Origin of the sequence: Streptomyces sp. S07_1.15 (assembly GCF_020739505.1) — a bacterium.
In the GTDB taxonomy this organism is placed as follows: domain Bacteria; phylum Actinomycetota; class Actinomycetes; order Streptomycetales; family Streptomycetaceae; genus Streptomyces; species Streptomyces xinghaiensis.
The window spans coordinates 4,608,643-4,634,360 of the sequence record NZ_JAJBZK010000001.1; the positions used below are offsets into that span (position 1 = coordinate 4,608,643).

General features: G+C 72.8%; 27 protein-coding genes, 1 tRNA gene and 1 pseudogene. 18 read left to right on the plus strand and 11 right to left on the minus strand.

What is annotated here, in order from left to right; translation table 11 throughout:
* Positions 1–92 precede the first annotated feature (92 nt).
* Complete coding sequence (locus LIX60_RS19820; protein WP_227959665.1) at positions 93–1,460, plus strand: FAD-binding oxidoreductase; 1,368 nt, start codon at positions 93–95, stop codon at positions 1,458–1,460.
* Positions 1,461–1,583: 123 nt separating this feature from the next.
* Here the strand turns inward: LIX60_RS19820 and LIX60_RS19825 are convergent, their stop codons facing one another.
* A complete protein-coding gene (locus LIX60_RS19825) occupies positions 1,584–2,027 on the minus strand; it encodes an SsgA family sporulation/cell division regulator (RefSeq protein WP_227959666.1) in 444 nt (147 codons plus the stop codon).
* A 323-nt stretch (positions 2,028–2,350) separates the two neighbouring features.
* Between LIX60_RS19825 and LIX60_RS19830 the strand changes: the two genes are divergently transcribed.
* Together LIX60_RS19830 and LIX60_RS19835 are read left to right on the plus strand one after the other, a co-directional pair.
* Complete coding sequence (locus LIX60_RS19830; protein ID WP_227959667.1) at positions 2,351–4,261, plus strand: RDD family protein; 1,911 nt, start codon at positions 2,351–2,353, stop codon at positions 4,259–4,261.
* A gap of 71 nt (positions 4,262–4,332) precedes the next feature.
* On the plus strand, positions 4,333–5,100 hold the full coding sequence (locus LIX60_RS19835) for an RDD family protein (RefSeq protein ID WP_227959668.1): 768 nt from the start codon (positions 4,333–4,335) through the stop codon (positions 5,098–5,100).
* A 67-nt stretch (positions 5,101–5,167) separates the two neighbouring features.
* On the opposite strand, the gene LIX60_RS19840 is transcribed toward LIX60_RS19835, so the two are convergent.
* Positions 5,168–5,476: a hypothetical protein gene (locus LIX60_RS19840; RefSeq protein WP_227959669.1), complete on the minus strand. Its 309-nt coding sequence runs from the start codon at positions 5,474–5,476 to the stop codon at positions 5,168–5,170.
* A 427-nt stretch (positions 5,477–5,903) separates the two neighbouring features.
* Here LIX60_RS19840 and LIX60_RS19845 point away from each other — a divergent pair, with 427 nt between their 5' ends.
* Together LIX60_RS19845 and LIX60_RS19850 are read left to right on the plus strand one after the other, a co-directional pair.
* Entirely contained in the window at positions 5,904–8,294 is a 2,391-nt protein-coding gene (locus LIX60_RS19845; protein ID WP_227959670.1) for an immune inhibitor A domain-containing protein, read from the plus strand.
* A 124-nt stretch (positions 8,295–8,418) separates the two neighbouring features.
* The gene (locus LIX60_RS19850; RefSeq protein WP_227959671.1) at positions 8,419–8,739 is read left to right on the plus strand and encodes a hypothetical protein; all 321 of its coding nucleotides are present in this window, start codon (positions 8,419–8,421) and stop codon (positions 8,737–8,739) included.
* A gap of 58 nt (positions 8,740–8,797) precedes the next feature.
* Here the strand turns inward: LIX60_RS19850 and LIX60_RS19855 are convergent, their stop codons facing one another.
* Positions 8,798–9,385 (minus strand): isochorismatase family protein, encoded by a 588-nt coding sequence (locus LIX60_RS19855; RefSeq protein ID WP_043471157.1) that lies wholly within the window; start codon positions 9,383–9,385, stop codon positions 8,798–8,800.
* A gap of 316 nt (positions 9,386–9,701) precedes the next feature.
* The gene (locus tag LIX60_RS19860) at positions 9,702–11,030 is read right to left on the minus strand and encodes a nicotinate phosphoribosyltransferase (protein WP_227959672.1); all 1,329 of its coding nucleotides are present in this window, start codon (positions 11,028–11,030) and stop codon (positions 9,702–9,704) included.
* Between the two features lie 83 nt (positions 11,031–11,113).
* Between LIX60_RS19860 and clpS the strand changes: the two genes are divergently transcribed.
* The 6 genes from clpS (at position 11,114) to LIX60_RS19885 (ending at position 14,286) form a co-directional block, all read left to right on the plus strand.
* The gene (gene clpS, locus LIX60_RS19865) at positions 11,114–11,425 is read left to right on the plus strand and encodes an ATP-dependent Clp protease adapter ClpS (RefSeq protein ID WP_019711589.1); all 312 of its coding nucleotides are present in this window, start codon (positions 11,114–11,116) and stop codon (positions 11,423–11,425) included.
* Positions 11,425–12,018 (plus strand): DUF2017 domain-containing protein, encoded by a 594-nt coding sequence (locus tag LIX60_RS19870; RefSeq protein ID WP_227959673.1) that lies wholly within the window; start codon positions 11,425–11,427, stop codon positions 12,016–12,018. Before clpS ends, LIX60_RS19870 begins: the two co-directional genes overlap by 1 nt.
* A gap of 250 nt (positions 12,019–12,268) precedes the next feature.
* Positions 12,269–12,694, plus strand: coding sequence for a Mov34/MPN/PAD-1 family protein (locus LIX60_RS19875; protein ID WP_227959674.1), 426 nt, complete (start codon positions 12,269–12,271; stop codon positions 12,692–12,694).
* 89 nt (positions 12,695–12,783) lie between these two features.
* Complete coding sequence (locus LIX60_RS31960; protein ID WP_019711586.1) at positions 12,784–12,885, plus strand: putative leader peptide; 102 nt, start codon at positions 12,784–12,786, stop codon at positions 12,883–12,885.
* A gap of 121 nt (positions 12,886–13,006) precedes the next feature.
* Positions 13,007–13,336: a MoaD/ThiS family protein gene (locus LIX60_RS19880; protein ID WP_125624424.1), complete on the plus strand. Its 330-nt coding sequence runs from the start codon at positions 13,007–13,009 to the stop codon at positions 13,334–13,336.
* Positions 13,336–14,286: a PLP-dependent cysteine synthase family protein gene (locus LIX60_RS19885; RefSeq protein ID WP_227959675.1), complete on the plus strand. Its 951-nt coding sequence runs from the start codon at positions 13,336–13,338 to the stop codon at positions 14,284–14,286. The genes LIX60_RS19880 and LIX60_RS19885 overlap by 1 nt, the downstream gene beginning before the upstream one ends.
* Positions 14,287–14,334: 48 nt before the next feature.
* Here LIX60_RS19885 and LIX60_RS19890 read toward each other — a convergent pair whose 3' ends face one another.
* Positions 14,335–14,868: a type II toxin-antitoxin system PemK/MazF family toxin gene (locus tag LIX60_RS19890; RefSeq protein WP_227959676.1), complete on the minus strand. Its 534-nt coding sequence runs from the start codon at positions 14,866–14,868 to the stop codon at positions 14,335–14,337.
* A gap of 274 nt (positions 14,869–15,142) precedes the next feature.
* On the opposite strand from LIX60_RS19890, the gene LIX60_RS19895 reads away from it, so the two are divergent.
* A complete protein-coding gene (locus tag LIX60_RS19895; protein ID WP_227959677.1) occupies positions 15,143–15,895 on the plus strand; it encodes an MBL fold metallo-hydrolase in 753 nt (250 codons plus the stop codon).
* Between the two features lie 205 nt (positions 15,896–16,100).
* Here LIX60_RS19895 and LIX60_RS19900 read toward each other — a convergent pair whose 3' ends face one another.
* Together LIX60_RS19900 and LIX60_RS19905 are read right to left on the minus strand one after the other, a co-directional pair.
* On the minus strand, positions 16,101–17,348 hold the full coding sequence (locus LIX60_RS19900) for a PTS transporter subunit EIIC (RefSeq protein WP_227959678.1): 1,248 nt from the start codon (positions 17,346–17,348) through the stop codon (positions 16,101–16,103).
* Positions 17,349–17,719: 371 nt separating this feature from the next.
* Positions 17,720–18,991 (minus strand): PTS transporter subunit EIIC, encoded by a 1,272-nt coding sequence (locus tag LIX60_RS19905; protein ID WP_227959679.1) that lies wholly within the window; start codon positions 18,989–18,991, stop codon positions 17,720–17,722.
* 233 nt (positions 18,992–19,224) lie between these two features.
* Here LIX60_RS19905 and LIX60_RS19910 point away from each other — a divergent pair.
* The 4 genes and pseudogenes from LIX60_RS19910 to rdgB all read left to right on the plus strand — a co-directional run.
* Positions 19,225–19,494, plus strand: a pseudogene (locus LIX60_RS19910) (glucose PTS transporter subunit EIIB); the annotation flags it as partial.
* Positions 19,495–19,809: 315 nt separating this feature from the next.
* Complete coding sequence (gene rph, locus LIX60_RS19915; protein WP_227959680.1) at positions 19,810–20,556, plus strand: ribonuclease PH; 747 nt, start codon at positions 19,810–19,812, stop codon at positions 20,554–20,556.
* A gap of 425 nt (positions 20,557–20,981) precedes the next feature.
* Entirely contained in the window at positions 20,982–21,374 is a 393-nt protein-coding gene (locus LIX60_RS19920) for a hypothetical protein (protein WP_227959681.1), read from the plus strand.
* A 261-nt stretch (positions 21,375–21,635) separates the two neighbouring features.
* Complete coding sequence (rdgB, locus tag LIX60_RS19925) at positions 21,636–22,247, plus strand: RdgB/HAM1 family non-canonical purine NTP pyrophosphatase (RefSeq protein ID WP_227959682.1); 612 nt, start codon at positions 21,636–21,638, stop codon at positions 22,245–22,247.
* Positions 22,248–22,319: 72 nt separating this feature from the next.
* On the opposite strand, the gene LIX60_RS19930 is transcribed toward rdgB, so the two are convergent.
* The 4 genes from LIX60_RS19930 to bcp form a co-directional block, all read right to left on the minus strand.
* Positions 22,320–22,403 (minus strand) — tRNA-Leu (locus LIX60_RS19930).
* Positions 22,404–22,458: 55 nt separating this feature from the next.
* Positions 22,459–23,130: an HNH endonuclease gene (locus LIX60_RS19935; protein WP_227959683.1), complete on the minus strand. Its 672-nt coding sequence runs from the start codon at positions 23,128–23,130 to the stop codon at positions 22,459–22,461.
* Positions 23,127–23,804: an HNH endonuclease signature motif containing protein gene (locus LIX60_RS19940; RefSeq protein WP_227959684.1), complete on the minus strand. Its 678-nt coding sequence runs from the start codon at positions 23,802–23,804 to the stop codon at positions 23,127–23,129. Before LIX60_RS19940 ends, LIX60_RS19935 begins: the two co-directional genes overlap by 4 nt.
* 154 nt (positions 23,805–23,958) lie before the next feature.
* Positions 23,959–24,438: a thioredoxin-dependent thiol peroxidase gene (gene bcp / locus LIX60_RS19945; protein WP_227959685.1), complete on the minus strand. Its 480-nt coding sequence runs from the start codon at positions 24,436–24,438 to the stop codon at positions 23,959–23,961.
* A 215-nt stretch (positions 24,439–24,653) separates the two neighbouring features.
* Here bcp and LIX60_RS19950 point away from each other — a divergent pair, with 215 nt between their 5' ends.
* Positions 24,654–25,022: a DUF3618 domain-containing protein gene (locus LIX60_RS19950; protein ID WP_227959686.1), complete on the plus strand. Its 369-nt coding sequence runs from the start codon at positions 24,654–24,656 to the stop codon at positions 25,020–25,022.
* Positions 25,023–25,338: 316 nt separating this feature from the next.
* The gene (locus tag LIX60_RS19955; RefSeq protein ID WP_039824184.1) at positions 25,339–25,683 is read left to right on the plus strand and encodes a co-chaperone GroES; all 345 of its coding nucleotides are present in this window, start codon (positions 25,339–25,341) and stop codon (positions 25,681–25,683) included.
* Positions 25,684–25,718: the final 35 nt, after the last annotated feature.

Below are 25,718 nucleotides of genomic sequence, written 5' to 3' on the forward strand. Positions count from 1 at the left end.
GGCACCGCGCCGCCGCCCGGCCCCCGGTCCGGGCCCGCACCCGGCCGTCCGCGGATCTTCCCAGGCGGACGGCCGGGTGCCACCCTGAGCCCATGAGCCGCCTGATCGAACGCCTGCGCGGAGGACTGCCGGACGAGGCCCTCGTCACCGACCCGGACGTCACCGCCGGATACGCCCATGACCACGCGAGCTTCTGCCCCGCCGGCACCCCGGCCGTGGTCGTCCTGCCCCGGACCGTCGAACAGGTGCGGCACGTCATGCGCACCGCGACCGAACTGCGCGTCCCCGTCGTCCCCCAGGGCGGCCGCTCCGGGCTCTCCGGCGCCGCCAACGCCACGGACGGCTGCATCGTCCTCTCCCTCGTCAAGATGGACCGCATCCTGGAGATCGACCCCGTCGAGCGGACCGCCGTCGTCGAACCCGGCGTGATCAACGCCGTGCTCTCCCGCGCCGTCGCCGAACGGGGCCTGTACTACCCGCCGGACCCCTCCAGCTGGGAGATGTGCACCATCGGCGGCAACATCGGCACCGGCGCCGGGGGGCTGTGCTGCGTCAAGTACGGCGTCACCGCCGAGTACGTCCTCGGCCTGGACGTCGTCCTCGCCGACGGCCGCCTGCTCCGCACCGGGCGCTCCACCGCCAAGGGCGTCGCCGGCTACGACCTGACCCGGCTCTTCGTCGGCTCCGAGGGCAGCCTCGGCATCGTCGTCCGGGCCGTGCTCGCGCTCAAGCCGCACCCGCCGCGGCAGCTCGTCCTCGCCGCCGAGTTCCCCTCCGCGGCGGCCGCCGGTGACGCCGTCTGCCGGATCATGGCGGACGGGCACACCCCCGCGCTGCTGGAGCTCATGGACCGCACCACGCTCCGGGCCGTCAACAAACTGGCGAACATGGGCCTCCCGGAGTCCACCGAGGCCCTGCTGCTGGCCGGCTTCGACACCCCCGACCCGGCGGCCGACCTCGCCGCCGTGGCCCGGCTCTGCGCCGCGGCCGGGGCCACGGAGGTCGTCCCCGCCTCCGACGCGGCCGAGTCCGAACTGCTGCTCAAGGCCCGGCGCCTGGCCATCCACGCCCTGGAGTCCGTCCGCTCCGCGACGATGATCGACGACGTCTGCGTGCCCCGCGCCCGGCTCGCCGACATGCTGGAGGGCACCGCGGCCGTCGCCGCGAAGCACGATCTCGTCATCGGGGTGTGCGCGCACGCCGGGGACGGCAACACCCACCCCGTCGTCTGCTTCGACCCGCGGGACGCCGACGAGTCCCGCCGCGCCCTCGCCTCCTTCGACGAGATCATGGCCCTCGGACTGGAGCTGGGCGGCACGATCACCGGCGAACACGGGGTCGGCGTCCTCAAGAAGGAGTGGCTCGCCCGGGAGATCGGCCCCGTGGGGCTGGAACTCCAGCGCGGGATCAAGGAGTTGTTCGACCCGCTCGGTCTGCTCAACCCCGGCAAGCTGTTCTGACGGCGCCCGCACGGCTCCCGCGGAACCGGTCGCGCGGGAGCGCACGGGGGAGCGCGCAGAAGTGCGAGCCCGCGCGCCGGGGCGCGAGCGGGCGCGGACGGGACGGGTGGCCGCCGGGGCCGGTCACGCCGCCCCGTCGGAGCTCTCGTCGGACGGCGCCACCGCCAGCAGCTCGCTCAACGCCTCGTCGAACGCCACCTGTTCGAGCTCCTTCCCGGGCTCCACCAGCCGCAGGGTCCGCTCCAGCCAGGCGGACACCGGCGCCGCGGGGGCCTGCAGCAGCGCTTCCCCGTCGGGGGAGCGCAGGGCCAGGCGGATCACCGCGTGCCCGTCGGCCCTCCCCGGCCGGATCCGCACATCGCCCTCGCCGACCGGCCGGAAGACCCCCTCCACCAGCAGCTCCCGCGCGAACGTCCAGTGGACGGGCGCCTCGGAGCCGATGTGGAAGGTGATGTGGACCGCGTACGGATCGTCCGTGCGGTAGGCCAGCCGGGCGGGCACGGGGATGCTGCGCTCCGGTGTGAGCAGCAGGCCCAGTTCCAGTTCTCTCTCCACCACGGTGTGCATGAACTGCCGTCCTTTCCCTTCGGTGCGGCGGCCGGGCGCGGGCCGCACGGAGCGGAAGCCCGTTCTCACCGTTCAGTACGCGGCTTCCCGGAAAACTCTCGGAGATCCTCACCGGATGTGCCGGTCTCTCGCGCACACACATACGCGAAAGTGGTGCGTACCCCGGGACTCGCCCGGCAGGCCTCCCGTTCTGGTACATGTGGACACCGCACCGGGCCCGGGCCGTGAACGGGCGGTCCCGGGGCGACGTACACCACTCCGCGCCCGCCGCGGAGACGGAGAGCCACCGCACAGACGGCCGAGCAGATACGGGACCACGGACAATGAGCGCCCCAACCTCAGGATCCGCCGACGGCGGCCCCGCCCCGGGCTACTACCCCGACCCGTCCATCCCGGGCTACATCCGGTACTGGAACGGCGCCTCCTGGGTGCCCGGCACGAGCCGTCCGGCCCCGGGCGAGGGGGACGCGATGCCCGCCCCGCCGCCGGGAGCCGGCGCCCCCGGGCCGCCCGCGGCGGTCCCCGCGGCTCCCGCCGCGTCACCGTCCGCCTCCCCGCCGTCCTCCGCGTCCCCGTCCGGTGGCGGCTCCGTGCCCGCCCAGGACCGCACCGGCCCGATGTACTTCGACGAGATCGCCGGGGCCGCCGCCACGCGGAGCGCCGGAGAGGACGGACCGGGCGCTCCACCCCGCGAGGAGTCCGCCGCCGGTCCCGCGCCGGAGCCGGGGCCGGGAGACCGGCCCGCGCCCGGTGCCGGCCGGTGGCCCGGCGGACGGGAGGAGGCGGACGGGCCCCGGCGCGCCGGCGGCGATCCCCGCGCCGCCGCCCCGGACGCCGCCCCGGCCGCTTCCGCCCCCGGGGACCGGGCGCCGGCCGGCGGCCCCACCCTCGGCCTCGGCCCCGGCCGGGGGCCCGACGCACGCCGCCCCGGCACCGGAGGGCCCACCCTCGGTCTGGGGCCCGGCCGTTCCGGACCCGGCACGGCCCCCGCCGGGGGCGACGAGGAGGCCGGCGGCCCGCCCTCGGCCACCGCCGCCCGCGAGGGCACCATGACGCTCCGGGCGAGCGGCCCCGGCGGCCGCTCCCGCACCCCCGGCCCGGCGGACCCCCGCGCGGCGCACGGAGCCCCGGCCGCCGCCCCGGGCGAACGCGACGACCGCCCCGCGCCCGGCCGCGTCCCGGACCAGGGCGGCGGACAGGCCCCCGGCGCCCCGGCAGCGGGTGCCGATCCCCGGGCGGGCGCCGTGCCGCGCCCCGCCGGCGAGAGTGCCCCCGGTGAGAGCGTCCCCGGCACGCCCGGAGCCGCGGCCGCGCAGCCCTCCGCGCCCGCGCAGCCCCCCGCGGCCCGCCGGCCCCCGGCGGACGGCGGCGCCCCGCCGGTGCGCACACCCGGCGGCCCCGCGCCCGGCCCGGCCCCGCAGGGGCCGAAGCCCCACGGTCCGGACCCCCAGGGCCCGCAGCGCCGGACGCCCCGGCCCGAAGGCCCGGTACAGCGCCCCGCCCTCCCCGGGACCCGGCCCGGGCAGCCGTCCCCCAGCGCCTCGCCGCAGCCCGCGCCCGCCGCGGGTGCCGTGCCGCCGCAGTCCGCCGCCGGCGGGCCCGCCGGGCCGGCGGCCTCCTGGCCGCGGCAGGTGCAGCAGCTGGCACAGCCCGGCGGCCCCGCCGCAGCAGCGGACGGGGGCGCGGTCACCCCCTGGCGGCCCCCGGTCGAGGACCCCTTCCTGGCCGCCGTCCGCGCGCAGACGGCGGCCCGCCCGGCCGGGCTCGGGCGCCGCCTCCTCGCCCGGCTGATCGACACGGCCGTCCTCGGCGCGTTGCTGTCGGCCGCCGCGGTGCCGCTCGGCGTGCGCACGGCCGACCACATCGACGCCAAGATCGAGAACGCCGAGCTCACCGGTGAGACCGTCACCGTCTGGCTGCTCGACGGCACCACGGCCGGCTACCTCGGCATGTTCCTCGCGGCGCTGCTGCTCCTCGGCGCCGTCTACGAGGTGCTGCCCACCGCCCGCTGGGGCCGGACGCTCGGCAAACGGCTGTGCGGGGTGCGGGTGATGGGCATCGAGTCGCACGAGAACCCGTCGTTCGCGGAGTCGCTCCGCCGCTGGCTGGTCTACAGCCTGCTCGGGCTGCTGGTGGTCGGCGTCGTCAACGTGCTGTGGTGCTTCGTCGACCGGCCCTGGCGGCAGTGCTGGCACGACAAGGCGGCCCGCACCTTCGTGGCGTCCGGCGGCTGACCGGGCACCCGCTACCCCGGACAGCCCGCCCCGGGCTGCGCGCTCCACGCCGTCGCGGTCGACTGGCGGGTATGAACAGCGATCAGCCGGGGTCCCCGTCCGGTGAGCCGCCGGAGCACGACCCGTTCCGCAAGCGCCCGCCGGAGGGCGGAAACCCGCCGCCGGACCACGCCTCCGCGGGCGGCGGACCGGACAGCGCCGTACCGGGGGGCGGCCCGTACGGGTCTCCGCCGCCCGGCGGCCCGCCTCCCGGCCCGCCCCCGCCCGGCGGTTACGGCGCCCCGCCCCCCGGCGGCCCCGGCGCGCCCCCGCCCGGCGGACCGTACGGCGGCGCTCCCTACGGCAGCCCGTACGGCAGCCCGTACGGGGGGCAGGATCCGCTGGCCGGGATGCCCCCGCTGGCGAGCCTCGGCCGCCGTCTGCTGGCCCGCATCATCGACGGTCTGCTGATCGGCATCCCCGTGGGGCTGGTGGCGGGCGGGCTGATCGGCGGATTCGGCTACGGCTTCGGCGGCGACGACGACATGGGGGAGTCGACCGGCGTCCAACTGGCGATCCTGCTGGTCTACTTCGTCTACGAGGGGCTGATGCTGAGCCGGTCCGGCCAGACGGTCGGCAAGATGCTGATGAAGATCCGGGTGGCGATGGTCGCCAATGGGTCGGTGCCGGCCGGGAACCCGGGCTGGACGCGCGCGGCGGTCTACTCGCTGCCGCAGCTCGTGCCGTGCCTCGGCTTTGTCTTCTGGCTGGTCAACGTGCTCTTCTGCACCTGGGACAAGCCGTTCCGGCAGTGTCTCCACGACAAGGCGGCGAAGACGGTGGTGGTCTCCACGCGCTGAATCCGGCCGTCGCGGCCGGAATGCTCAGGAGCCCCCGGGCACGGTCCGGGGGCTCAGTGCTCTCCGGTCAGCGGTGGCCGGAGGACGGGGAGGCGCCGGCGCCGGCCCGGGGCCGCGCCGTGTGCTCGCGGGGTGCCGGGACGGAGACCGTCCGGCGGGGCGCGGGGGTCCGGTCGACGGCGCGCCGGGCGGCGGCGGGGACGGCGCGCGGCCCGGAGACCGTCACGGCGACGAAGAGGCCGAGTGCCAGCCCGGCGAGGGCGATCGAGGCGATGCCGGCCACGGACCGGGTCTGGGAGAGCACCAGCATGACCATCGTCGAGCAGACGACGGTGGCCGAACCGTAGGCGAGCTGTGCGGCAGTCGGACGCGGCATGGCGGATTCCGTCCTCGGAACAGGGTCTTGGGGGATGGTCGAGTCTTCGCGCACCCCGGGACGGCGGGACCGGCGGCGGGCCGGTATCGTCGTCAACTCCCCGGGAGAAACGCAGCGTTCGCGCCGTTTCATGACTCTACGGTGCTGTCTGCCCGAGCGGAACTTCCCGCAAGCGTGACCTGACCCTCACTCCAGGTGCACGGGGGGCGCACGGATTCATCGCCCGTTCCACGGGCTGAGATGGGTGCGCCTGTTCGGTTATCACCCATGGTCGGCGCCGGAAAAGTGTCCGATTATCGATCTTGAAAAGCCGGTGAACGTACACCTGTGGCGTGTTCAAGTCAAGATCTGTCTTTTCTGCGTCAAGTCGGATCCAATGCCCTGCGGAAGACGCAGCACTGGGTAACACCCGGGAGGACAGCGCCAAGTGAGAACCCATCGGAGAGTCGCCGGAGCCGCGGCTCTGGCCACCGTGGTCGCCGCCATGGGCGCGACCGCTCTGCCGGCCGTGGCGGCCGAGGCGGAGGACGGCCGGTCCGGCGCGATCGAGCGCCAGGACCCGGCGCCCGCCAAGACCCATGTCGAGCACGACCTGGAGGGCCCGTTCAGCGAGCGCCAGAAGGCGCAGCGGGAGAGCGCCCTCCAGCAGGTGCTGTCCGGCGAGGCCAGGACGACCAAGCGCGGCGCCTCGCGCGTCGTCAAGCTCGACCGCGGCAAGTACGTCGAGCTGGCCCGTGAGAAGACCGACAAGATCTTCACCATCCTGGTCGAGTTCGGCGACAAGGTCGACGAGACCACGATGTTCGACCCCGACGGCCCGGACGGGCCCGAGGAGCCGTTCCCCAAGTACGGCGGCACGCCCGGCCCGCTCCACAACGAGATAGCCGAGCCCGACCGCGCGGTGGACAACAGCACCGAGTGGCGCGAGGACTTCGACCGGGAGTACTTCCAGGACCTCTACTTCTCGGAGGAGAAGGGCGAGGAGTCCCTCAAGAAGTACTACGAGAAGCAGTCGTCCGGCCGCTACTCGGTCGACGGCACCGTCTCCGACTGGGTCAAGGTCGAGTGGAACGAGGCCCGTTACGGCTCGAACTACTGCGGCAGCAGCAACTGCGCCAACGTCTGGGACGCGGTGCGCGACGGTGTGACCGCCTGGGCCGCGGACCAGAAGGCGGCCGGCAAGACCACCGAGGAGATCAAGGCCCAGCTCGCCGAGTACGACACCTGGGACCGCTACGACTTCGACGCCGACGGCGACTTCAACGAGTCCGACGGCTACATCGACCACTTCCAGTTCGTGCACGCCGGTGAGGACGAGTCCGCGGGCGGCGGTGTCCAGGGCGGCGACGCGATCTGGGCGCACCGCTGGTACGCGTACGGCGTCAACGCGGGCAAGACCGGCCCGGAGAACAACAAGGCCGGCGGCACGGAGATCGGCGACACCGGCGTCTGGGTCGGCGACTACACCGTGCAGCCCGAGAACGGCGGCCTCGGCGTCTTCGCGCACGAGTACGCCCACGACCTCGGTCTGCCGGACCTGTACGACACCTCCGGCACCGGCGAGTCCTCGGTCGGCTACTGGTCCCTGATGTCCTCCGGCTCCTGGCTGGGCGACGGCGAGGAGTCCATCGGCAACCTGCCCGGCGACATGACCGCCTGGGACAAGCTGCAGCTCGGCTGGCTGGACTACGACACGGCCAAGGCGGGGAAGCGCTCGTACCACAAGCTGGGCGTGGCCGAGTACAACACCAAGGACGCGCAGGCCCTCGTGGTCGAGCTGCCGGACAAGTCGAAGACCACCACCGTGGTGAAGCCCGCCGAGGGCGCCACCCAGTGGTGGAGCGACATGGGTGACGACCTCAAGAACACCCTGTCCCGCCCGGTCGACCTGACCGGCAGGTCCGCGGCCTCCCTCCAGCTCAAGGGCTGGTGGGACATCGAGCAGGACTACGACTACCTCTACGCCGAGGTCTCCACGGACGGCGGCGCCAACTGGAAGCCGCTGGACGGCACCGCGAACGGCAAGGCCATCCCGCGCGACGGCGGCGACGAGCCGGCCCTGCACGGCGCTTCCGGCGAGTACCAGGACCTCGTCTACCCGCTGGACGCCTACGCCGGCCAGAAGATCGACCTCCGCTTCCGCTACCAGACGGACGGCGGCCTGGCGATGATGGGCTTCGCGGCCGACGCGATCTCCGTCACCGCCGACGGCGAGACGCTGTTCACGGACAACGCCGAGGACGGCGACAACGGCTGGACCGCCGACGGCTTCAAGCGCATCGGCGAGTCGTTCACCAACGAGTACCCGCAGTACTACATCGCCGAGAACCGGCAGTACGTCTCGTACGACAAGACCCTCGAGGTCGGCCCGTACAACTTCGGGTTCCCGGACCGGCCGAACTGGGTGGAGCACTTCCCCTACCAGAACGGCCTGATGGTCTGGCTGTGGGACACCTCGCAGCACGACAACAACGTGGGCGTCCACCCCGGTGAGGGCCTGATCCTCCCGGTCGACGCGCACGCCGTCCCGGAGAAGTGGAGCGACGGCACCCTGATGCGCAACCGCATCCAGGCGTACGACTCCCCGTTCAGCCTGTACCGGACGGACGGCTTCACCCTCCACAAGGACGGGGAGCCGGCCAAGGTGAAGGCCAAGAAGGGCGTCCGGGTCTTCGACGACCACAAGGGGACGTACTGGTACGAGTCCAACCCGACCGCCGGGGTGAAGGTTCCTGACACCAACACCCGCATCCAGATCCTCAAGGAGACCCGCAGCGGCTCCAAGATGATCCTGAAGGTCGGTCCCTCGACCAAGTAATCGGGTAAAATCGCAGGTCAAAGCGGCTTCGGCCGTCGCCCGTGACGGGCGGCGGCCGATTGCCGTCTAGGATGCGGGGACGAGCTTCTTATTGACACCCGCGCCACGCGGGGGAGGGAGGGACATGGCCGGCGGAGGATTCACCAGACTCCCGGGCGGCAGTGTCGTCGTCGCCCTCTCCCTGCCCCGGCCCGCGGCCCGCGGGACCGTGGAGACGTCCCGGGTGCGGGTCCTCGTCCACGCGGCGAACCGGCCCCGGGCCCTGACCCGGCTGAAGAACCACGGGCTGCGCGCCGTCCATCTGCGGGGCAACGCCGAGCCGCCCACTCCGGACGAGGTCACCGCCGTCCTGCACCATCCCGACGGCCTGCTGTGGCGCTCGGTGCCCGACGACGCCACGGAACTCTGGCACCCCATCGCGAGCCTCGTGCGCCCCGCGGCCTAGCCGCGGGCCCACCGGGCGCCCGGCCGGTCCCGGCACCTGCCGCGGGGGGAGCGGGCCGTCAGCCCACGACCGGCTTGCCCTGCAGCTCCACACCCGCCTCGCGCAGCTCCTCCAGGGCCCGCTCGGTGCTGTCCGGGGCGACGCCCGCCGTGAGGTCCAGCAGCACTCTGGTCCGGAAGCCCTCGCGCGCCGCGTCCAGGGCGGTGGCGCGGACGCAGTGGTCGGTGGCGATGCCCACCACGTCGACCTCCTCGATCTCCTTCTCGCGCAGCCAGTCGGCGAGCGGGACGCCGTTCTCGTCCCGGCCCTCGAAGCCGCTGTAGGCGGCCGCGTGTGCGCCCTTGTCGAAGACGGTGTCGATGGCGCCGGAGGCGATGGCGGGGGCGAAGTTGGGGTGGAAGCTGCTGCCCTCGGTGCCCGCGACGCAGTGGGCCGGCCAGGAGGTCTTGAAGTCCGGGTTGTCGGAGAAGTGGCCGCCCGGGTCGATGTGGTGGTCGCGGGTGGCGACGATGTGGCGGTAACCGGCCGTCGACTCCGCCACCAGATCGGTGATCTCGGCGGCGACGTCGGCGCCGCCGGCGACCGCGAGGCTTCCGCCCTCGCAGAAGTCGTTCTGTACATCGACGACTATCAGTGCACGGTGCATGGTGCGGGCCCTTCGGCTGGTCGAGCGGCGGGGACGGACCTCCGCGGGAGGCCGGACAACCGTCCCGTAACCCAGGGTAACGGACGGTGCCCGGACCCGTGGGGCAGGGGGCGGGGACCGCCCGGTGCCGCCCGGGCGGGTCAGGTCCCGGGGGTGCGCCCGCCGTGGGGGCGGGGTGGAGCGGGCGGCGTCGTTGCCGCCGGGGGTCGTACCGGGCGCGTGGGCGCCCCGCGGGCGCGGGGACGGTGGGATCCGCGGTGTGCCCGGAGCACTACCGCCGTACCCGCGCCGCACGGGCGCTACACGTCCCCGCCCGCTACACGTACTCGGTGGGGAGCACCGGCTCGCCGCTGCTCAGCTGCATCGCCGACAGCGGAAGGCGGGCGCGGACGGCGAGATGGCGGTCGCGCACGGTGTCCAGCGGCTCCCGGGCCAGCACCTCGCCGGCCCGTACCAGCTCCACCTGCAGCAGGCCGTCCTCGTGCTCCGGGGGCACCGGGCCGGTGCCGACGACCTCGGCCTCGGCGGTCCCCTCGGCGTCGTACCGGCGCGCCGCCCACTTCCGGCCGCCGACCGAGGTCTTGCCGCCCAGCGACTTCTTCGCCACCGGCACCAGGGGTGCCGCCGGGCCGGCCGACTCGGCGCGCGCCACGAGCTTGTAGACCATGGAGGCGGTCGGGTGGCCGGAGCCGGTCACCAGCCGGGTGCCCACCCCGTACGAGTCCACGGGGGCGGCGGCCAGCGAGGCGATGGCGTACTCGTCGAGGTCGCTGGTCACCACGATCTTCGTGTCCCGCGCGCCCAGGGCGTCGAGCTGCGCCCGCACCCGGTGGGCCACCAGGAGCAGATCGCCGGAGTCGATGCGGACCGCGCCCAGCTCCGGCCCGGCGATCTCGACGGCCAGCCGGACGGCCTCGGCCACGTCGTAGGTGTCGACCAGCAGGGTGGTGCCCCGGCCCAGGGAGTCGACCTGGGCGGTGAAGGCGTCCCGTTCGCTGTCGTGCAGCAGGGTGAACGCATGGGCGCTGGTGCCCACGGTCGGGATGCCGTACCGGAAGCCGGCCGCCAGTTCGGAGGTGGCGGAGAAGCCGCCGGCGTACGCGGCGCGGGACGCGGCCACGGCCGCCAGCTCGTGGGTGCGCCGGGCGCCCATCTCCAGCAGCGGACGGGAACCGGCCGCCACCGACATCCGGGACGCGGCGGCGGCCACCGCCGAGTCGTGGTTGAGGATCGACAGGATGACGGTCTCCAGCAGCACGGCCTCGGCGAAGCTGCCCTCGACGCGGAGGACGGGCGAGCCGGGGAAGTACACGTCGCCCTCGCGGTAGCCGCTGATGTCGCCGCGGAAGCGGTAGCCGGCCAGCCACTCCAGGGTCGGCTCGTCCACCACCCGCCGCTCCCGCAGGAAGCCGAGCATCTCGGGCTCGAAGCGGAAGTTCTCCACGGCGTCGAGCACCCGGCCGGTGCCGGCGACGACCCCGTAGCGGCGGCCCTCCGGGAGCCGGCGGGCGAAGACCTCGAAGACCGAGCGGCGGCCGGCGGTGCCCGCCCGCAGTGCGGCCTGCAGCATGGTCAGTTCGTAGTGGTCGGTGAAGAGCGCCGTCGACGGCACGGCCACCGGCAGCCCCAGGTCTGCTGAGTTCATGACAGCGATGCTAACCCCATCTCGTCACTTTGACGATTTCTGGGACCGGTCCGTTTGTGCGATGTACGCCACTGGATGGCAGCATGGACCCTGTGAGTGTCGCCCCCATCGAGATCGAGCAGACGGAGACCGGCGGAGCGCCCTCGGAGGTGCCCGAGCCCGATGTCCCCTGGGTGACGATCGTGCACAACGACCCGGTCAACCTCATGAGCTATGTGACCTACGTCTTCCAGGCGTACTTCGGCTACTCGAAGGACAAGGCGAGCAAACTGATGCTCGATGTACACCACAAGGGCCGCGCCATCGTCTCCAGCGGCAGCCGCGAGGAGATGGAGCGCGACGTGCAGGCCATGCACGGCTACGGCCTGTGGGCCACCCTGAGCCAGGACCGCTGATGCCGGGCATGTTCGAAGCCGTACCGGGCGGCGGGGCCGCCGTCGCGCTCGACCCGGTCGAGGTCTCCATCCTGCGCAGCCTCGCCGTGCAGCTGCTGGAGCTCGTCGGCCCGGGCGACGAGCCCGCCGACGGGGCCGACCCGCTGGACGCCCTCTTCGCCGACGGCCCCAGCGACCCCCCGTCCGACCCGGCCCTGGCCCGGCTCTTCCCCGACGCCTACGGGGACCCGGAGCGCGAGCCCGGCGGCGACGAGGAGAAGATCCGCGAGTACGCCGCCGAGTTCCGCCGCTACACCGAGAACGACCTGCGGGCCCGCAAACGCGAGGACGCCCTCGGTGTCGTCCGCGCCCTGGACCGGCTGCCCGCCGCAGAGGACGGCGAGGCCCTCCTCGAAATCGGCCCGGACGAGACCCGGCAGTGGCTCGGCACCCTCAACGACCTGCGGCTGGCCATCGGCGCCCGGCTGGAGGTCACCGAGGACGACCAGGAGCTGTACCGGCTGCCCGACAGCGACCCGCGCAAGCCGATGGTGATGGCCTACCTCTGGCTCGGCGGGCTCCAGGAATCCCTGATCGGGACGCTCACACCCTGACCGGCGCCGGCCGACCCCGGCCGCCCCCGTCCCCGCCCGTCCGCGCCCGGGCTCCGCCCCCGGTCCGGCACCGCCGGGTCCGCACCGTGAGCGGGATCACCCCGCCGGGCCCGCACACCCCCGCCCCCCGGCTCCTGCCCCTCCGTCCCGGGGCCCGCCCCGGACCCGTCCCACTCCGTGGTCCGGCACCGTCTCACCAGGAGGACACCTCCCTGCCGGTGCCCCCGGGTGCCGCCATACCCTAGGAGGCATGCTGACCATCACCCAGGATCTCCACGACCGGATCGTGGCCCACGCACGCGCCGACCACCCCGACGAAGCGTGCGGTGTGATCGCCGGCCCGGTCGGCTCCGGCCGCCCCGAGCGCTTCATCCCCATGCTGAACGCGGCCCGCTCTCCCACGTTCTACGAGTTCGACTCGACCGACCTGCTCAAGCTCTACCGGGAGATGGACGACCGCGACGAGGAGCCGGTGGTCATCTACCACTCCCACACCGCGACCGAGGCGTACCCCTCCCGCACGGACGTCAGCTACGCCAACGAGCCCGGCGCGCACTACGTCCTGGTCTCCACCGCCGAGTGCGGCAACGGCGAAGGCCCGGCGGAATTCCGGTCGTTCCGCATCACCGAGGGCGAGATCACCGAAGAGGACGTGAAGATCGTCCCCGCGTACTGAGCCCCGCCGGCGGCCCCGGCGTCCAGCGCACCGTCCACGCTGCGAGACGCGTATCCGGCACTCGGACGGGGAATCGATACGATGCCCTCATGGTTGTCCACGGCGTGAGCGACAAGACCCCGGGCCCGCTGCTCGTGGCGCGGCTGCACGTCGATCTGTGCCGCCTCGCCAGCGCGATCTGTCCCCGCTGAGCCTCCGGGGCCCCACCACCACGCCCCGGCACGGTCCCCGTCCGCGAACCGGCCCGGGACCCGCCCCGCCCTCGTCCCGCCGCGCGCACCCCGACCCCTCCCCGACAGGAGCACCCTGCCCATGTCCATCCAGGTCCGCATCCCGACCATCCTCCGCACCTACACCGACGGCCAGAAGTCGGTCGAGGGCAACGGCGCCACCATCGAGGAGCTCTTCACCGACCTCGAAGCACGGCACACCGGCATCCGCGAGCGCCTGGTCGACGACGGCAACCTGCGCCGGTTCGTCAATGTGTACCTGAACGACGAGGACGTCCGCTTCCTCGACGGCATCAACACCAAGCTCAGCGACGGCGACAGCGTCACCATCCTCCCCGCCGTCGCGGGCGGCTCGGCGCACGCCGGGCAGGACCGCGCCGGCCGGACGCACCGCCTGAAGCGGACCCGCTGATGCGGTACGACAGTCCGCTCGCCGCGGTCGGCCACACCCCCCTGGTGCGGCTGCCGCGGCTCTCGCCGTCCGACGACGTCCGCATCTGGGCCAAGCTGGAGGACCGCAACCCCACCGGCTCCATCAAGGACCGCCCCGCTCTGCACATGATCGAGCAGGCGGAGAAGGACGGCCTGCTCACCCCCGGCTGCACCATCCTGGAGCCGACCTCCGGCAACACCGGCATCTCGCTCGCCATGGCCGCCCGGCTCAAGGGCTACCGCATCGTCTGCGTGATGCCCGAGAACACCTCCGAGGAACGGCGCCAGCTGCTCGCCATGTGGGGCGCGGAGATCATCCCCTCCCCGGCCGCGGGCGGCTCCAACACCGCGGTCCGCATGGCCAAGGAGATCGCGGAGAAGAACCCGGACTGGGTCATGCTCTACCAGTACGGCAACCCCTCCAACACCGGTGCCCACTACGCCGGCACCGGCCCGGAGATCTACGAGGACCTGCCCTCCATCACGCACTTCGTCGCGGGCCTCGGCACCACCGGCACCCTCATGGGCGCCGGCCGCTACCTCCGCGAGCGGAAGCCCGACGTCAGGATCGTCGCCGCCGAACCGCGCTACGACGACCTGGTCTACGGGCTGCGCAACCTCGACGAGGGCTTCGTCCCCGAGCTCTACGACGAGTCGGTGCTCACCACCCGCTACTCGGTCGGCTCCGAGGACGCGGTCGTCCGCACCCGCCAACTCCTGCGCGAGGAAGGCATCTTCGCGGGCATCTCCACCGGCGCCGCGCTGCACGCCGCCATCGGCGTCGGCCGCAGGGCGGTCCGGGAGGGCGAGTCCGCCGACATCGTCTTCATCGTCGCCGACGGCGGCTGGAAGTACCTCTCGACCGGCATCTACACCGCCGCGACCACGGAAGAAGCCGTCGAGGCCCTCCAGGGCCAGCTCTGGGCCTGACCGGACCCGGCCGGCCTCCCGCGCACCGCGCGCGGGGGGCCGCCCCCGTCACCCCGCGAGATGCCGGACCCGGCTCCACACCGAACGGTCCACCTCGCCGACCCGGCGCCGGAACTCCGCCAGCGGCACGTCCCGCAGCTCGTCCGTCGTCAGATAGCTCCTCCGGCCCGCCCGGTCACCGACCGAGCCCGGCGGCAGCTCCACGACCCCCGGCCGCGCCCCCTGGTCCCGGCTGGTGATCTTCACGACCCGGGCCGAACCCCCGCGCACCGACAGCACCAGACAGGGCCGGTCCTTTGACCCCGGACCGTCCTCGTACGGCACGTCCGCCCACCAGATCTCCCGCGCCCGGGGCACCGGCGACGCCCCGGCGGGCCGCTTCCCCGGGCGGACGCCCGGACGGGTACGGGTACGGGGCCCGGGCCGCGGCCGCTCCCCGGGCCGCCCCGGCGGCCGGAGCCGCCCCCCGGGCCGGCGGCGGGCACGTCCCGGCGGCGCGCCCCGGCCCCAGCCGTCCACCACCGACGCCACCAGCGCCAGCACCACCACCACGGCCAGCGCCGCCCACACCCATGTGTCCATGACCACACCTTTCCCGAACCGGCCGCTTCCCGACCGTACGTCCCCACCGCGCCCGCACCGCGAACAGGACGTTCGGTCCGCGCCCCCGGAACCGAACCCTCCGCCGGTTTCACCCCCGTACCGGTGAAGCGCCGGGTGAGTTCCCCCACAACAGCCCGCCACAGAGGGGCGACCAGCCCTTTCGCGCCTTACGCTCGACAAACCGTACGGCCCCCGGATCCTCCCCCGCGCCGAGACCAGCCGGGGGACTGAAGCCCTCGGAGGTTCCCGCTTCATGAAGCTCACCGTCGTCGGCTGCTCCGGGTCGTTTCCCTCCGCGGACTCGGCCTGCTCGAGCTACCTCGTCGAAGCCGACGGCTTCCGGCTGCTCCTCGACATGGGCAACGGCGCCCTGGGCGAGCTGCAGCGCCACTGCGGTCTCTACGACCTCGACGCCGTGATACTGAGCCACCTCCACGCCGACCACTGCATCGACATGTGCGGCTATTTCGTGGCCCGCTACTACCGGTACGAGGGCGGCCGGCCCGCCGCCATCCCGGTCTACGGGCCCGAGGGCACGGAGCAGCGGCTCTCCGCCGCCTATGACGACGTGCCCTCCGAGAAGTCGATGAGTGAGGTCTTCGACTTCCGCACGCTCAAGCCCGGCACCTTCGAGATCGGCCCGTTCACCGTCCACACCGACGAGGTGAGCCACCCCGTGGAGGCCTACGGCTTCCGCATCGAGCACGGCGGCCGGGTGCTGACGTACTCCGGCGACACCGGCCCCTGCGAGGCGCTGACGGGCCTCTCCGAGGGCGCCGACCTCTTCCTCTGCGAGGCGTCCTTCACCCACGGCAAGGAGGATCTGCCGGAGCTGCACCTCAACGGCCGGGAGGCCGGGGAGCAGGCGCAGCGGTCCCGGGTGGGGCGGCTGGTGCTGACCCACATCCCGCCGTGGACGGACGCCTCCGTGAACCTCCGGGACGCACGCGAGGTCTTCGACGGCCCCGTCGAACTCGCCCGCCCGGGCGCCGTCTACGAGCTGTAGCCGGCGCGGGAACGCTCGGCGGGAGCGGTAACGGGATCCGGGTTCCATGGTCCCACCCGGGTCCCGTTTCCCCTCCTGCCGAGCCGTTCCCTCCGCCGCGGAAGCCGTTCCGCCCCGCCGCGGAAACGGCGGCGGCCGTGCCGGGGTGTCCGGCACGGCCGCGCTTCTCGTTCCCGTGAGGCCTTCCGTGAGGCCTTCCGTGAGGTCAGGCCTTGGTGAGGTCCTCGACCTCCTCCTCCGGTTCCCGGCCCGGGGTGGGCAGGTTGAACTTGGTGATGACGAAGCGGAAGACCACGTAGTAGACCACCGCGAACACCAGGCCGACCGGGATGATCAGCCACGGCTTCGTCGCCAGATGCCAGTTCAGCGTGTAGTCGATGAAGCCGGCGGAGAACGTGAACCCGTGGTGTACGCCGAGGGCCCAGGTGACCGCCATGGATATCGCCGTCAGCACCGCGTGCAGCGCGTAGAGCAGCGGCGCGATGAACATGAAGGAGAACTCGATCGGCTCGGTGATGCCGGTCACGAACGAGGTCAGGCCGACCGAGAGCATCATGCCCAGCACGGCCTTGCGGCGTTCGGGGCGGGCGCAGTGCGCGATGGCCAGCGCGGCGGCCGGCAGACCGAACATCATGATCGGGAAGAAGCCGGTCATGAAGAGCCCGGCGCTCGGGTCGCCGGCGAAGAACCGGTTGAGGTCACCGGTGACGGCGTCGGCCCCGTCCTTGAACGAGCCGATCTCGAACCAGGCCACCGTGTTCACGAACTGATGCATACCGACCGGGATCAGCGCCCGGTTGACCAGACCGAAGAGACCCGCGCCCAGCGCGCCCAGCCCGGTCAGCCACTCGCCGACCGCGTGGATGCCGTCCCCGATCGGACCCCACACCAGCCCGAACACCACACCCACCAGCGTGCCGACGAAGGCCATGATGATCGGCACCAGCCGGCGGCCGTTGAAGAAGCCGAGCCAGTCGACCAGCTTGGTGCGGTGGTAGCGCTGCCAGAACACCGCGGCCAGCAGACCCATCACGATGCCGCCCAGCACCCCCGGGTTGTGGTACTGCGCCGCGACGTCCGCGCCCTCCTTGACCTGCGCCTCCGCGACGGGGAACGCGGTCAGGACGTTCTTGTAGACGAGGAAGCCGACGAGCGCCGCGAGCGCGGTGGAGCCGTCCGCCTTCCTGGCGAAGCCGATGGCCACACCGATGCAGAACAGCAGCGGCAGATTGTCGAAGATGGCGCCACCGGCCGTGGCGAAGACGGCCGCGACCTTGCCCCACTCCAGGCCGTCCGCACCGAAGACGTCGGGCTGGCCGAGGCGGAGCAGGATGCCGGCGGCGGGCAGAACGGCGATGGGCAGCTGGAGGCTGCGCCCGACCTTCTGCAAGCCCTGCCACAAGCCGGAGCCCCGCTTTTTCGCGGGAGCCGCGTTGTCAGTCGTCGTACTCATCGGGTTCCTTCCGGAGCGGATGCGGACCCGGGACCCCGGCCCGTCGGGACACCACGCCGCGCGGTCTACACCAAGTGGTTTAGACCTCTTGTACCACGCTCCGAAACGCTGAGGAAGCCTCCGGCCAAAGCTTCGGCATCACAACTGTGCATACGTACGGAAGCCCCGGTTCCAGCGACGGGAACCGGGGCTCGGGCCTGCGGAAGGGCAAGTGGGGACGGCCGTCCGGGGGTTGGCGGCGCGGGGGGCCGCGGAGACGGGGCGCGGAACGGCCGGCGGGCGAGGCGGGGAACGCCCGTGGGCAAGGCGGGGAACGGCCCGTGGGCGAGGCGGGGAACGGCCCGTGGGTGAGGCGGGGAACGGCCGCCGGGCTACGGGGCCGTGGTCCCCTTGTCCATGGCCTCTCCCACCTCTTCCGGCTCCCGGCCCGGAGTGGCCAGGTCGAACTTGGTGATGGCGAAGCGGAAGACCACGTAGTAGACCACCGCGAAGCACAGCCCGATCGGGATGATCAGCCAGGGTTTGGTCGCCAGATGCCAGTTGACGATGTAGTCGATCAGGCCCGCGGAGAAGCTGAAGCCGGCGTGCACCCCCAGCGCCCAGGTGACCGCCATCGAGACCCCGGTCAGCAGTGCGTGGACGCCGTACAGCACCGGCGCGACGAAGAGGAAGGAGAACTCGATCGGCTCGGTCACCCCCGTGACGAAAGAGGTCAGACCGACCGAGAGCATCATGCCCGTGACCGCCTTGCGGTGCTCCGGGCGGGCGCAGTGCGCGATGGCCAGCGCGGCGGCCGGCAGACCGAACATCATGATCGGGAAGAAGCCGGACATGAACTGCCCCGCGTCCGGGTCCCCGGCGAAGTAGCGGGTCAGATCGCCCTGCACCGTCTCCCCCTCCGCGCCCTCGAACTCCCCGGCCTGGAACCAGAAGAAGGTGTTCAGGAACTGATGCATACCGATCGGGATCAGCAGCCGGTTGGCGACCCCGAAGATCCCCGCACCCCACTCGCCCATACCGATCAACTGCCGGGCCACCCACGTCAGCCCGTCGCCCACCGGCTCCCACAGCAGCCCGAACCCCACCCCCAGGATCGTGCAGAGGAACGCCATGATGATGGGCACCAGCCGGCGGCCGTTGAAGAAGCCCAGCCAGTCGACCAGTTTGGTGCGGTGGTAGCGCTGCCACATCACGGCGGTGAGCAGACCGATGAGGATGCCGCCGAGCACCCCCGGGTTCTGCGGCTCCCCCTCCGGCATCGCCTCGGTGACCGACCCCTCGACCGGGAAGGCCGCCAGGACGTTGTGGTAGACGAGGAAACCGACGACGGCGGCCAGCGCGGTCGAGCCGTCGGCCTTCCGCGCGAAGCCGATCGCCACCCCGATGCAGAACAGCAGCGGCAGCCCGAACGCCCCGTCCAGGATGGCGGTGCCGCCCCCCAGCAGCACCTGGGCGGTCTTCCCCCAGAAGTCGCCCCCGCCGTAGGCCTCGATCAGATTGCCGAGGCTGACCAGCAGGCCGGCCGCGGGCAGGACGGCGATGGGAAGTTGCAGACTCCGCCCGATCTTCTGCAGTCCCTGGAAGAGTACGGATGTCCAGGATTTCTGCGGCCGCCTGCCGGCGGTGGTGGCCTCCGAACTCATCCGGTCCTCCCGATCCACTCGCTTCGCACCGGTCCGCAACCCAGGGGTTGGCAAGCGCGGCATACTGGTGTAGACCAGTCGCCGGGTGCGTCTGACGCCACCGCACCCCCCGGGCGCGGCACCGGTGTCCGCCATCCTTCGCCAGATGGCGGACAGATGCCCGCGAAGGTGGGCCAAACGTGCGTTAGCGTGAGGAAACGGTCGGCGGGCCGCCGCAGTACCGAGAGAAGCGTGCTGAGACCAGCGTGCCGAGAACACCAGGAGTGGACATGGCCAGCAAGGCTGAGAAGATCGTCGCCGGGCTCGGCGGGCTCGACAACATTGAGGAGGTCGAGGGCTGCATCACCCGACTCCGCACCGAGGTGGCCGACCCCTCCCTCGTCGACGAGGCCGCGCTCAAGGCCGCCGGCGCCCACGGCGTCGTCAAGATGGGCAGCGCCGTCCAGGTCGTCATCGGCACCGACGCCGACCCCATCGCCGCCGAGATCGAAGACATGATGTAGCCGCTCCCGATCCCGGTCCCGGCCCAGGGCGCCACCCCGCTCCCCTGCGGCCCGGTCCGTCACCGGCCACCCGGCCCCGGACTCCCGAGGGTTCCGCTGCCCGCCGCCTCCCCGCGCCGGCCCGGAGCCCTCGGTGGCTCCCGGGGCCGGCCGGCCCGCCCCTGCCCGGAGGCCCGGACGGCCGGGCACCGGGGCCCGCCCCGGACCCGTCCCACGACCGCCCCGCCATCCCCGGGCCCACCGCGGACTCCCGCGGACTCCCGCGGACGAAACGAACCGGAACGGCGTCTCCCGCACAGCCGATAGGGTCGGGGCATGCTTCTCAACGATGGAGTCCGCATCGACGGCCGCGCCCCCGGCCAACTCCGCCCCGTCACGATCGAACGCGGCTGGAGCAAGCACGCCGAGGGCTCCGTCCTCATCGCCTTCGGCGACACCAAGGTGTTCTGCACCGCCAGCTTCACCGAAGGCGTGCCGCGCTGGCGCAAGGGCAGCGGCGAGGGCTGGGTCACCGCCGAGTACTCCATGCTGCCCCGCTCCACCAACACCCGCGGCGACCGCGAGGCCGTCCGCGGCCGGATCGGCGGCCGCACCCACGAGATCTCCCGCCTCATCGGCCGCTCGCTCCGCGCCGTCATCGACTACAAGGCACTCGGCGAGAACACCGTCGTCCTCGACTGCGACGTCCTCCAGGCCGACGGCGGCACCCGCACCGCCGCCATCACCGGCGCCTACGTCGCCCTCGCCGACGCCATCGGCTGGGCCCAGGGCAAGAAGCTGATCAAACCCGGCCGCAAGCCGCTCACCGGTTCCGTCGCGGCCGTCAGCGTCGGCATCGTCGGCGGCGTACCGCTCCTCGACCTCTGCTACGAGGAAGACGTCACCGCCGAGACGGACATGAACGTCGTCTGCACCGGCGACGGCCGCTTCGTCGAGGTCCAGGGCACCGCCGAGGGCCAGCCCTTCGCCCGCGAGGAACTCGACGGCCTCCTCGACCTCGCCGTCACCGGCTGCACCGAACTGGGCGCCGTCCAACGCGCAGCACTCGACTCCACGGCCTGACCCGCTGCGGCGGGGGCGCGCGGCGCGGGCGGGCGGCGCCGGGAGCGAGCGGTGCCGCGAGCGGGCGGTGCCGGGAGCGGGCGGTGCCGCGAGCGGGCGGTGCGTGCCGGGCACACGTCCGGCCCGGGCCCGACCGAAGCGTGCCCGCCGGGCTGAACCGCGCCCCGGGCTGAACCGTGCCGCGCCGTCCCGGCCCCGTGATGCGACGGGCCGGCCGCGCCCGTACCGAGGACGGCAGAGCCGGCCCGTACGCACCGGCCACGCCCACCGGCCGTTCCCCGGCCTTTCCCCGGCCTTTCCCCGGCCGGATCCGGGCGGGGAACGGCACCGGGGGCAACTCCGCCGCCCGGACATGCGTTAATACGGGTACGTACGGGCGTACGGGCCCCCGTCCGCCCACCCGCACCAGGGGAGGACCGCCGTCCATGGCACCGCGCCGCCGTACCACCACCGCCGTCACCGCTCTCGCCGCCGCGGCGCTCGCCGTACCGCTCCTGACCGGGTGCGGTGCCGTCGAGAAGGCCTTCGACTGCGCCCGGACCGCCGCCACGATCACCGAGGCCGTCTCCGACCTCCAGCGGGCCGCCACCGACGCCGCCGAGAACCCGGCCGAGTCCATCGACGCCCTCGACCGCATCGAGCGGAACGTCGACACCCTCGGCAAGGAGACCGACGACGCCGACCTCAGCAAGGCCGTTGACAAGCTCGACACGGCGGTCCAGGAAGCCCGCGACGCCATCAAGGACAACCGCACGCCGGACCTCACCCCCATCACGGACGCCGCGGGCGAGATCACCCAGGTCTGCTCCCCGGGCTGACGCGAAGCCGCACCGGCAGCCCGTCCTCCACCGACGGCGCCGACCCGGCCCGAACGGAAGCGGCGCGCCCCATCAGGCCCGGCGCGCCGCACCCGGCCCTGCCTCGCCCCGCCCCGGGCACGGCCCGGCCCCGGCCGCCCGCCGAGCCCGGCCGCCCGCCGGGGGCGGGACCCGCGGCGAAGCACCCCCGGCGGCGCCACGGCGGGCCGGTATCGCGCCCGGCCGGACCGGCGCGGGCGCGGGGCGGAATAATCGCTCCCCATGAAGCGCCTGATCCTCGCCACCCGCAACACCCACAAAGTGACCGAACTGCGCGCCATCCTGGCCGACGCGGGCCTCGGCGCCGAAGACGTCGAACTCGTCGGCGCCGACGCCTACCCCGAGATCCCGGACGTCAAGGAGACCGGCGTCACCTTCGCCGAGAACGCCCTCCTCAAGGCGCACGCCCTCGCCCGGGCCACCGGCCACCCCGCGGTCGCCGACGACTCCGGCCTCTGCGTCGACGTCCTCGGCGGAGCCCCGGGCATCTTCTCCGCCCGCTGGGCCGGCCGGCACGGCGACGACCAGGCCAACCTCGATCTCCTGCTGGCCCAACTCGCCGACATCACCGACGAACACCGCGGCGCCCACTTCGCCTGCGCGGCCGCGCTGGCCCTGCCCGACGGCACCGAACGCGTCGTCGAGGGCCGCCTCACGGGCACCCTCCGCCACACCCCGGCCGGCACCGGCGGCTTCGGCTACGACCCCGTCCTCCAGCCGGACGGGGAGACCCGTACCTGCGCCGAACTCACCCCGGAACAGAAGAACGCCATCAGCCACCGCGGCAAGGCCTTCCGCGCCCTGGCCCCGCTGGTACGCGAACTACTGGGCTGAGGCGGCTCCGAGCAGCGCGAATGCCGGGCACGGCCACTCGATGACTCGACGTGACCGGCCCGGCATCTCCGGTGCGGCCGGTGGGACTCGAACCCACACGGGATTTCTCCCACAGCGTCCTAAGCGCTGCGCTTCTACCTATTTAGCCACGGCCGCCGACTGTGACCATCGTAGCGGCCCGCAACCTGCTCGGTCATGGCGACAAGAACTGTCACAGCCGTACGACGTCAGCTCCGGCCCGGCCTCCACGGCACCATGTGCTCGTTACCGCATGACAGTTGGGGCAGAGCAGCCTCAGATTGCCCGGACGGTCATCGGTCCGGTCGCCGTTGATGTGGTCGATCTCCAGCGTCATCGGCTTCCCTTGCCACCGGGCCCCGGTTCCGCACTCCGCGCATCGCTCGGCCACGCCAATGGCCAGCAGGGCCCGCCTCAGCAGAGCCGTCCTGGTCCGGTGCCCTCCACTGCGCTTGACCAAAATCTCTTCCGGTTTCCTCTTCGGCACGGGACCGGGTCGGCCGCGCTGGTGGGCCTGTCCAAGGAAATGAGATGTGCTGATCCCGGCTTCCGCCGCCCACTGGTGAAGACGTCGGCGCGTCCGCTCGTGATCCGGGATGCCGAGCAACCGCAGCGCACCGGCGATGGAGACGGACTTCTCAATGGCCTGCCGCAGAACGTCCTTGCCGGGTGCCTGCTCGGCCGGCCCGGGACGGCGGCGCATATGGGATACATCGATCCCGAAGTGGGCGAAGCGGCGAAACAAGTGCCGTTCGAGGCCGTCATATGGCTTTGCGCCGACGAAAACCATCACTTCGCCGATGTCCGAGCAGGATTCCGCCGCAGCTGTCAGAAGGTCCTTCGTGTAGCGCCGGGAACCACTCACGACGCCGTCTCCGTGGAACGGTGCCGGTCGCGCGTGCCCCGAGGCCCCTTGTTACGGCCCCGGTAGGTATCCGTTGTCGCGTGACAGTTGGGACAGAGCAGCCGCAGATTCTGCAGCCGGTTGTTCCACCACCTGCCGTCGATGTGGTCCACTTCGAGCGGCAGACGCCGTCCTCGCCACATTGGCGCCATTCCGCAGAGGGCACAGAGGTGGGCAACACCGGCGTCGAGCATGCACTGTCTGAGCCGGTCACCGTGTACGCGCCGGGCACTTTCGGGATTCTGCTCGACCAGAACCTCCTCGGGCGTACGACGGCGGTGTTCCCGGTTGCCGGAGGTGCGTGCCGTGAAGTGGGACGTGTCGATGCCCAGTGCCCGGACCCGGTTGCTGATGTGGGTGTGGTGCCCGCCGACGATGCCCAGGCCGAGGCGGCGCAGGACTTCGTTCATGCTCGTAGAGGCCGCCACCGCCGGTTCGAGGATCTCTCTGGTCCAGCGTGCACCCTCACGCTCGAAGTGAGAGGTGTCGACTCCCAGGGCTCTCATCCGGGCGCTGAGGTAGCGCCGACTGCCGCTTTTCGGGTCCACACCGAGCTTCACAAGAGCCTGGCTGAGGGTGCGGGAGGACCTCACGGCTTCAAGCAGTCGGTCGCGTGTGTAGGGACTCGGCGGCATGGCAAACCCCCCCGGTTGAGAATCGAGTGCTCGCTGCGGTCTCGAACTCATCAACGAGAGGGGCGTGGCGGGGTTACGCCGTCCGGGGCCATCGATCGTGTCCGACGGCCCCGGACGTTGCCGAGACCGGTGCCGCCTACAGGGCGGGGAAGGATCAGACCCCCGGCTGGACGGACAGGTCCTTGAGGAGCTTGGCGACGTGGCCCGTGGCCTTGACGTTGTAGAGGGCGCGCTCCACCGTGCCGTTCTCGTCCACCACGACCGTGGAGCGGATGACGCCGGTCACCGTCTTCCCGTACAGCTTCTTCTCGCCGAAGGCGCCGTACGCCTCCAGGACCGACTTCTCCGGGTCGCCGACGAGGGTGACCCGCAGGTTCTCCTTGTCGCGGAACTTGGCGAGCTTCTCCGGCTTGTCCGGGGAGACGCCGATGACCTCGTAGCCGGCGCCGGCCAGCAGTTCCAGATTGTCGGTGAAGTCGCAGGCCTGCTTGGTGCAGCCGGGGGTGAGGGCCGCCGGGTAGAAGTAGACGATGACCTTGCGGCCGGCGTGGTCGGCGAGGGACACCGGCTTGCCGTCCGCGTCGGGCAGGGTGAAGGCGGGGGCGGTGTCGCCGGGCTGCAGTCGCTCGCTCATGGTTCTCCTCGGTGGTGACAGGCCGGACGGCCGGACGGCTCCGGGGCCCGGAGTGCCCCGGCGGCCGGAGGGCTCTCCCCGAGATTAACCGGGCGGTACGACGGATCGGCTGGGGTGCCGGGGGGCAACGCTGGGCAGGAGCTGACAGACTGTCCATCGCGGACGACCAGCACGGACGGAAACACCGATCAATTCAGGACGACGGAGGCAGCGCGGTGTCGGAAGCCAGGACCCCGGCGCAGATCGAGGCGGATATCGCCCGCAGGCGCCAGGAGCTCGCCGTGACGCTCGACGAGATCGCGGTGCGGGTGCACCCGAAGACGATCGTCGGGGACGCGAAGGTGAGGGCCGTGTCGGCCGTGGACCGTACGGCGGGGCGGGCCTATGTGGCGGTGAACCGTGCGCTCAACGACGTACGCGGCGCCTTCGTTTCGGAGAAGGGCGAGCCGCGGCTGGAGCGGATCGTTCCGGCGGCGGTGGCCGCGGTGGCGGTGGTGGGCCTGCTGGTGACGGTCTCGTCCCGGCGCGGTGGCGCCGGCGGGCGCTCCGGGGGACGGGGACGGGGGCGGGGACGGCGGAGCTGAGCCGGAGCTGAGCCGGGACGGGGCCCCGCCGTCCGGTCGTCCTCCCGGTGGCCCGGGCCGCCGCCCGCCGTGGCGGCCGTCTCTCGCTGCCGTGACGGACGGACCCGCCGCCGTGCCCCAGCCCCACCCCCCGCCGTGGACGGGACCGGGCAGGCCCGGGGCCGGTCGCCGTCGGAGCGCCCCGCCGGTCGCCGTCGGGCCGCCCGCCGGTCGCCGTCGGAGCGTGGCCGGCCCGCCTTCCCGGCCCGCCCTGCGCGGGTCCGGTGATGCCGGGCCCGTGGCGTTCCGGGGGCGCGGGGGCAGGTACCGTCATGGCGTGAGCCAGAACGTTACGCACGATGACAAGTTGCCCATCCGCATGCTGCACGACCGCGTGCTCGTCCGCACGGACATCGCGGAGGGCGAGCGGCGCTCCACGGGCGGCATCGTCATCCCCGCGACCGCCGCGGTCGGCCGCCGTCTGGCCTGGGCCGAGGTGGTGGCGGTGGGGCAGAACGTCCGGACGGTGGAGCCGGGTGACCGGGTGCTCTACGACCCGGAGGACCGGGCCGAGGTTGAGGTCCGCGGGGTGGCGTACGTCCTGATGCGGGAGCGGGATCTGCACGCGGTGGCGGCCGAGCGCCTGGAGGGCGCGGAGGATTCCACGGGGCTCTATCTCTGATCCGCGTCTCCGATCCGCGTCTCCGATCCGCCGGG

What these genes read in the sequence shown, in the direction of transcription:
- LIX60_RS19905 (WP_227959679.1), bottom strand. Translation starts at nt 18,991, where the DNA reads ATGAGTTCGGAGGCCACCACCGCCGGCAGGCGGCCGCAGAAATCCTGG.
- rdgB (WP_227959682.1), top strand. Translation starts at nt 21,636, where the DNA reads ATGAAGCGCCTGATCCTCGCCACCCGCAACACCCACAAAGTGACCGAA.
- LIX60_RS19870 (WP_227959673.1), top strand. Translation starts at nt 11,425, where the DNA reads ATGCCGGGCATGTTCGAAGCCGTACCGGGCGGCGGGGCCGCCGTCGCG.
- LIX60_RS19825 (WP_227959666.1), bottom strand. Translation starts at nt 2,027, where the DNA reads ATGCACACCGTGGTGGAGAGAGAACTGGAACTGGGCCTGCTGCTCACA.
- LIX60_RS19885 (WP_227959675.1), top strand. Translation starts at nt 13,336, where the DNA reads ATGCGGTACGACAGTCCGCTCGCCGCGGTCGGCCACACCCCCCTGGTG.
- LIX60_RS19850 (WP_227959671.1), top strand. Translation starts at nt 8,419, where the DNA reads ATGGCCGGCGGAGGATTCACCAGACTCCCGGGCGGCAGTGTCGTCGTC.
- LIX60_RS19920 (WP_227959681.1), top strand. Translation starts at nt 20,982, where the DNA reads ATGGCACCGCGCCGCCGTACCACCACCGCCGTCACCGCTCTCGCCGCC.
- LIX60_RS19860 (WP_227959672.1), bottom strand. Translation starts at nt 11,030, where the DNA reads ATGAACTCAGCAGACCTGGGGCTGCCGGTGGCCGTGCCGTCGACGGCG.
- LIX60_RS19855 (WP_043471157.1), bottom strand. Translation starts at nt 9,385, where the DNA reads ATGCACCGTGCACTGATAGTCGTCGATGTACAGAACGACTTCTGCGAG.
- LIX60_RS19875 (WP_227959674.1), top strand. Translation starts at nt 12,269, where the DNA reads ATGCTGACCATCACCCAGGATCTCCACGACCGGATCGTGGCCCACGCA.
- bcp (WP_227959685.1), bottom strand. Translation starts at nt 24,438, where the DNA reads ATGAGCGAGCGACTGCAGCCCGGCGACACCGCCCCCGCCTTCACCCTG.
- LIX60_RS19820 (WP_227959665.1), top strand. Translation starts at nt 93, where the DNA reads ATGAGCCGCCTGATCGAACGCCTGCGCGGAGGACTGCCGGACGAGGCC.
- clpS (WP_019711589.1), top strand. Translation starts at nt 11,114, where the DNA reads ATGGACCCTGTGAGTGTCGCCCCCATCGAGATCGAGCAGACGGAGACC.
- LIX60_RS31960 (WP_019711586.1), top strand. Translation starts at nt 12,784, where the DNA reads ATGGTTGTCCACGGCGTGAGCGACAAGACCCCGGGCCCGCTGCTCGTG.
- LIX60_RS19835 (WP_227959668.1), top strand. Translation starts at nt 4,333, where the DNA reads ATGAACAGCGATCAGCCGGGGTCCCCGTCCGGTGAGCCGCCGGAGCAC.
- LIX60_RS19880 (WP_125624424.1), top strand. Translation starts at nt 13,007, where the DNA reads ATGTCCATCCAGGTCCGCATCCCGACCATCCTCCGCACCTACACCGAC.
- LIX60_RS19900 (WP_227959678.1), bottom strand. Translation starts at nt 17,348, where the DNA reads ATGAGTACGACGACTGACAACGCGGCTCCCGCGAAAAAGCGGGGCTCC.
- LIX60_RS19830 (WP_227959667.1), top strand. Translation starts at nt 2,351, where the DNA reads ATGAGCGCCCCAACCTCAGGATCCGCCGACGGCGGCCCCGCCCCGGGC.
- LIX60_RS19895 (WP_227959677.1), top strand. Translation starts at nt 15,143, where the DNA reads ATGAAGCTCACCGTCGTCGGCTGCTCCGGGTCGTTTCCCTCCGCGGAC.
- LIX60_RS19940 (WP_227959684.1), bottom strand. Translation starts at nt 23,804, where the DNA reads ATGCCGCCGAGTCCCTACACACGCGACCGACTGCTTGAAGCCGTGAGG.
- rph (WP_227959680.1), top strand. Translation starts at nt 19,810, where the DNA reads ATGCTTCTCAACGATGGAGTCCGCATCGACGGCCGCGCCCCCGGCCAA.
- LIX60_RS19840 (WP_227959669.1), bottom strand. Translation starts at nt 5,476, where the DNA reads ATGCCGCGTCCGACTGCCGCACAGCTCGCCTACGGTTCGGCCACCGTC.
- LIX60_RS19890 (WP_227959676.1), bottom strand. Translation starts at nt 14,868, where the DNA reads ATGGACACATGGGTGTGGGCGGCGCTGGCCGTGGTGGTGGTGCTGGCG.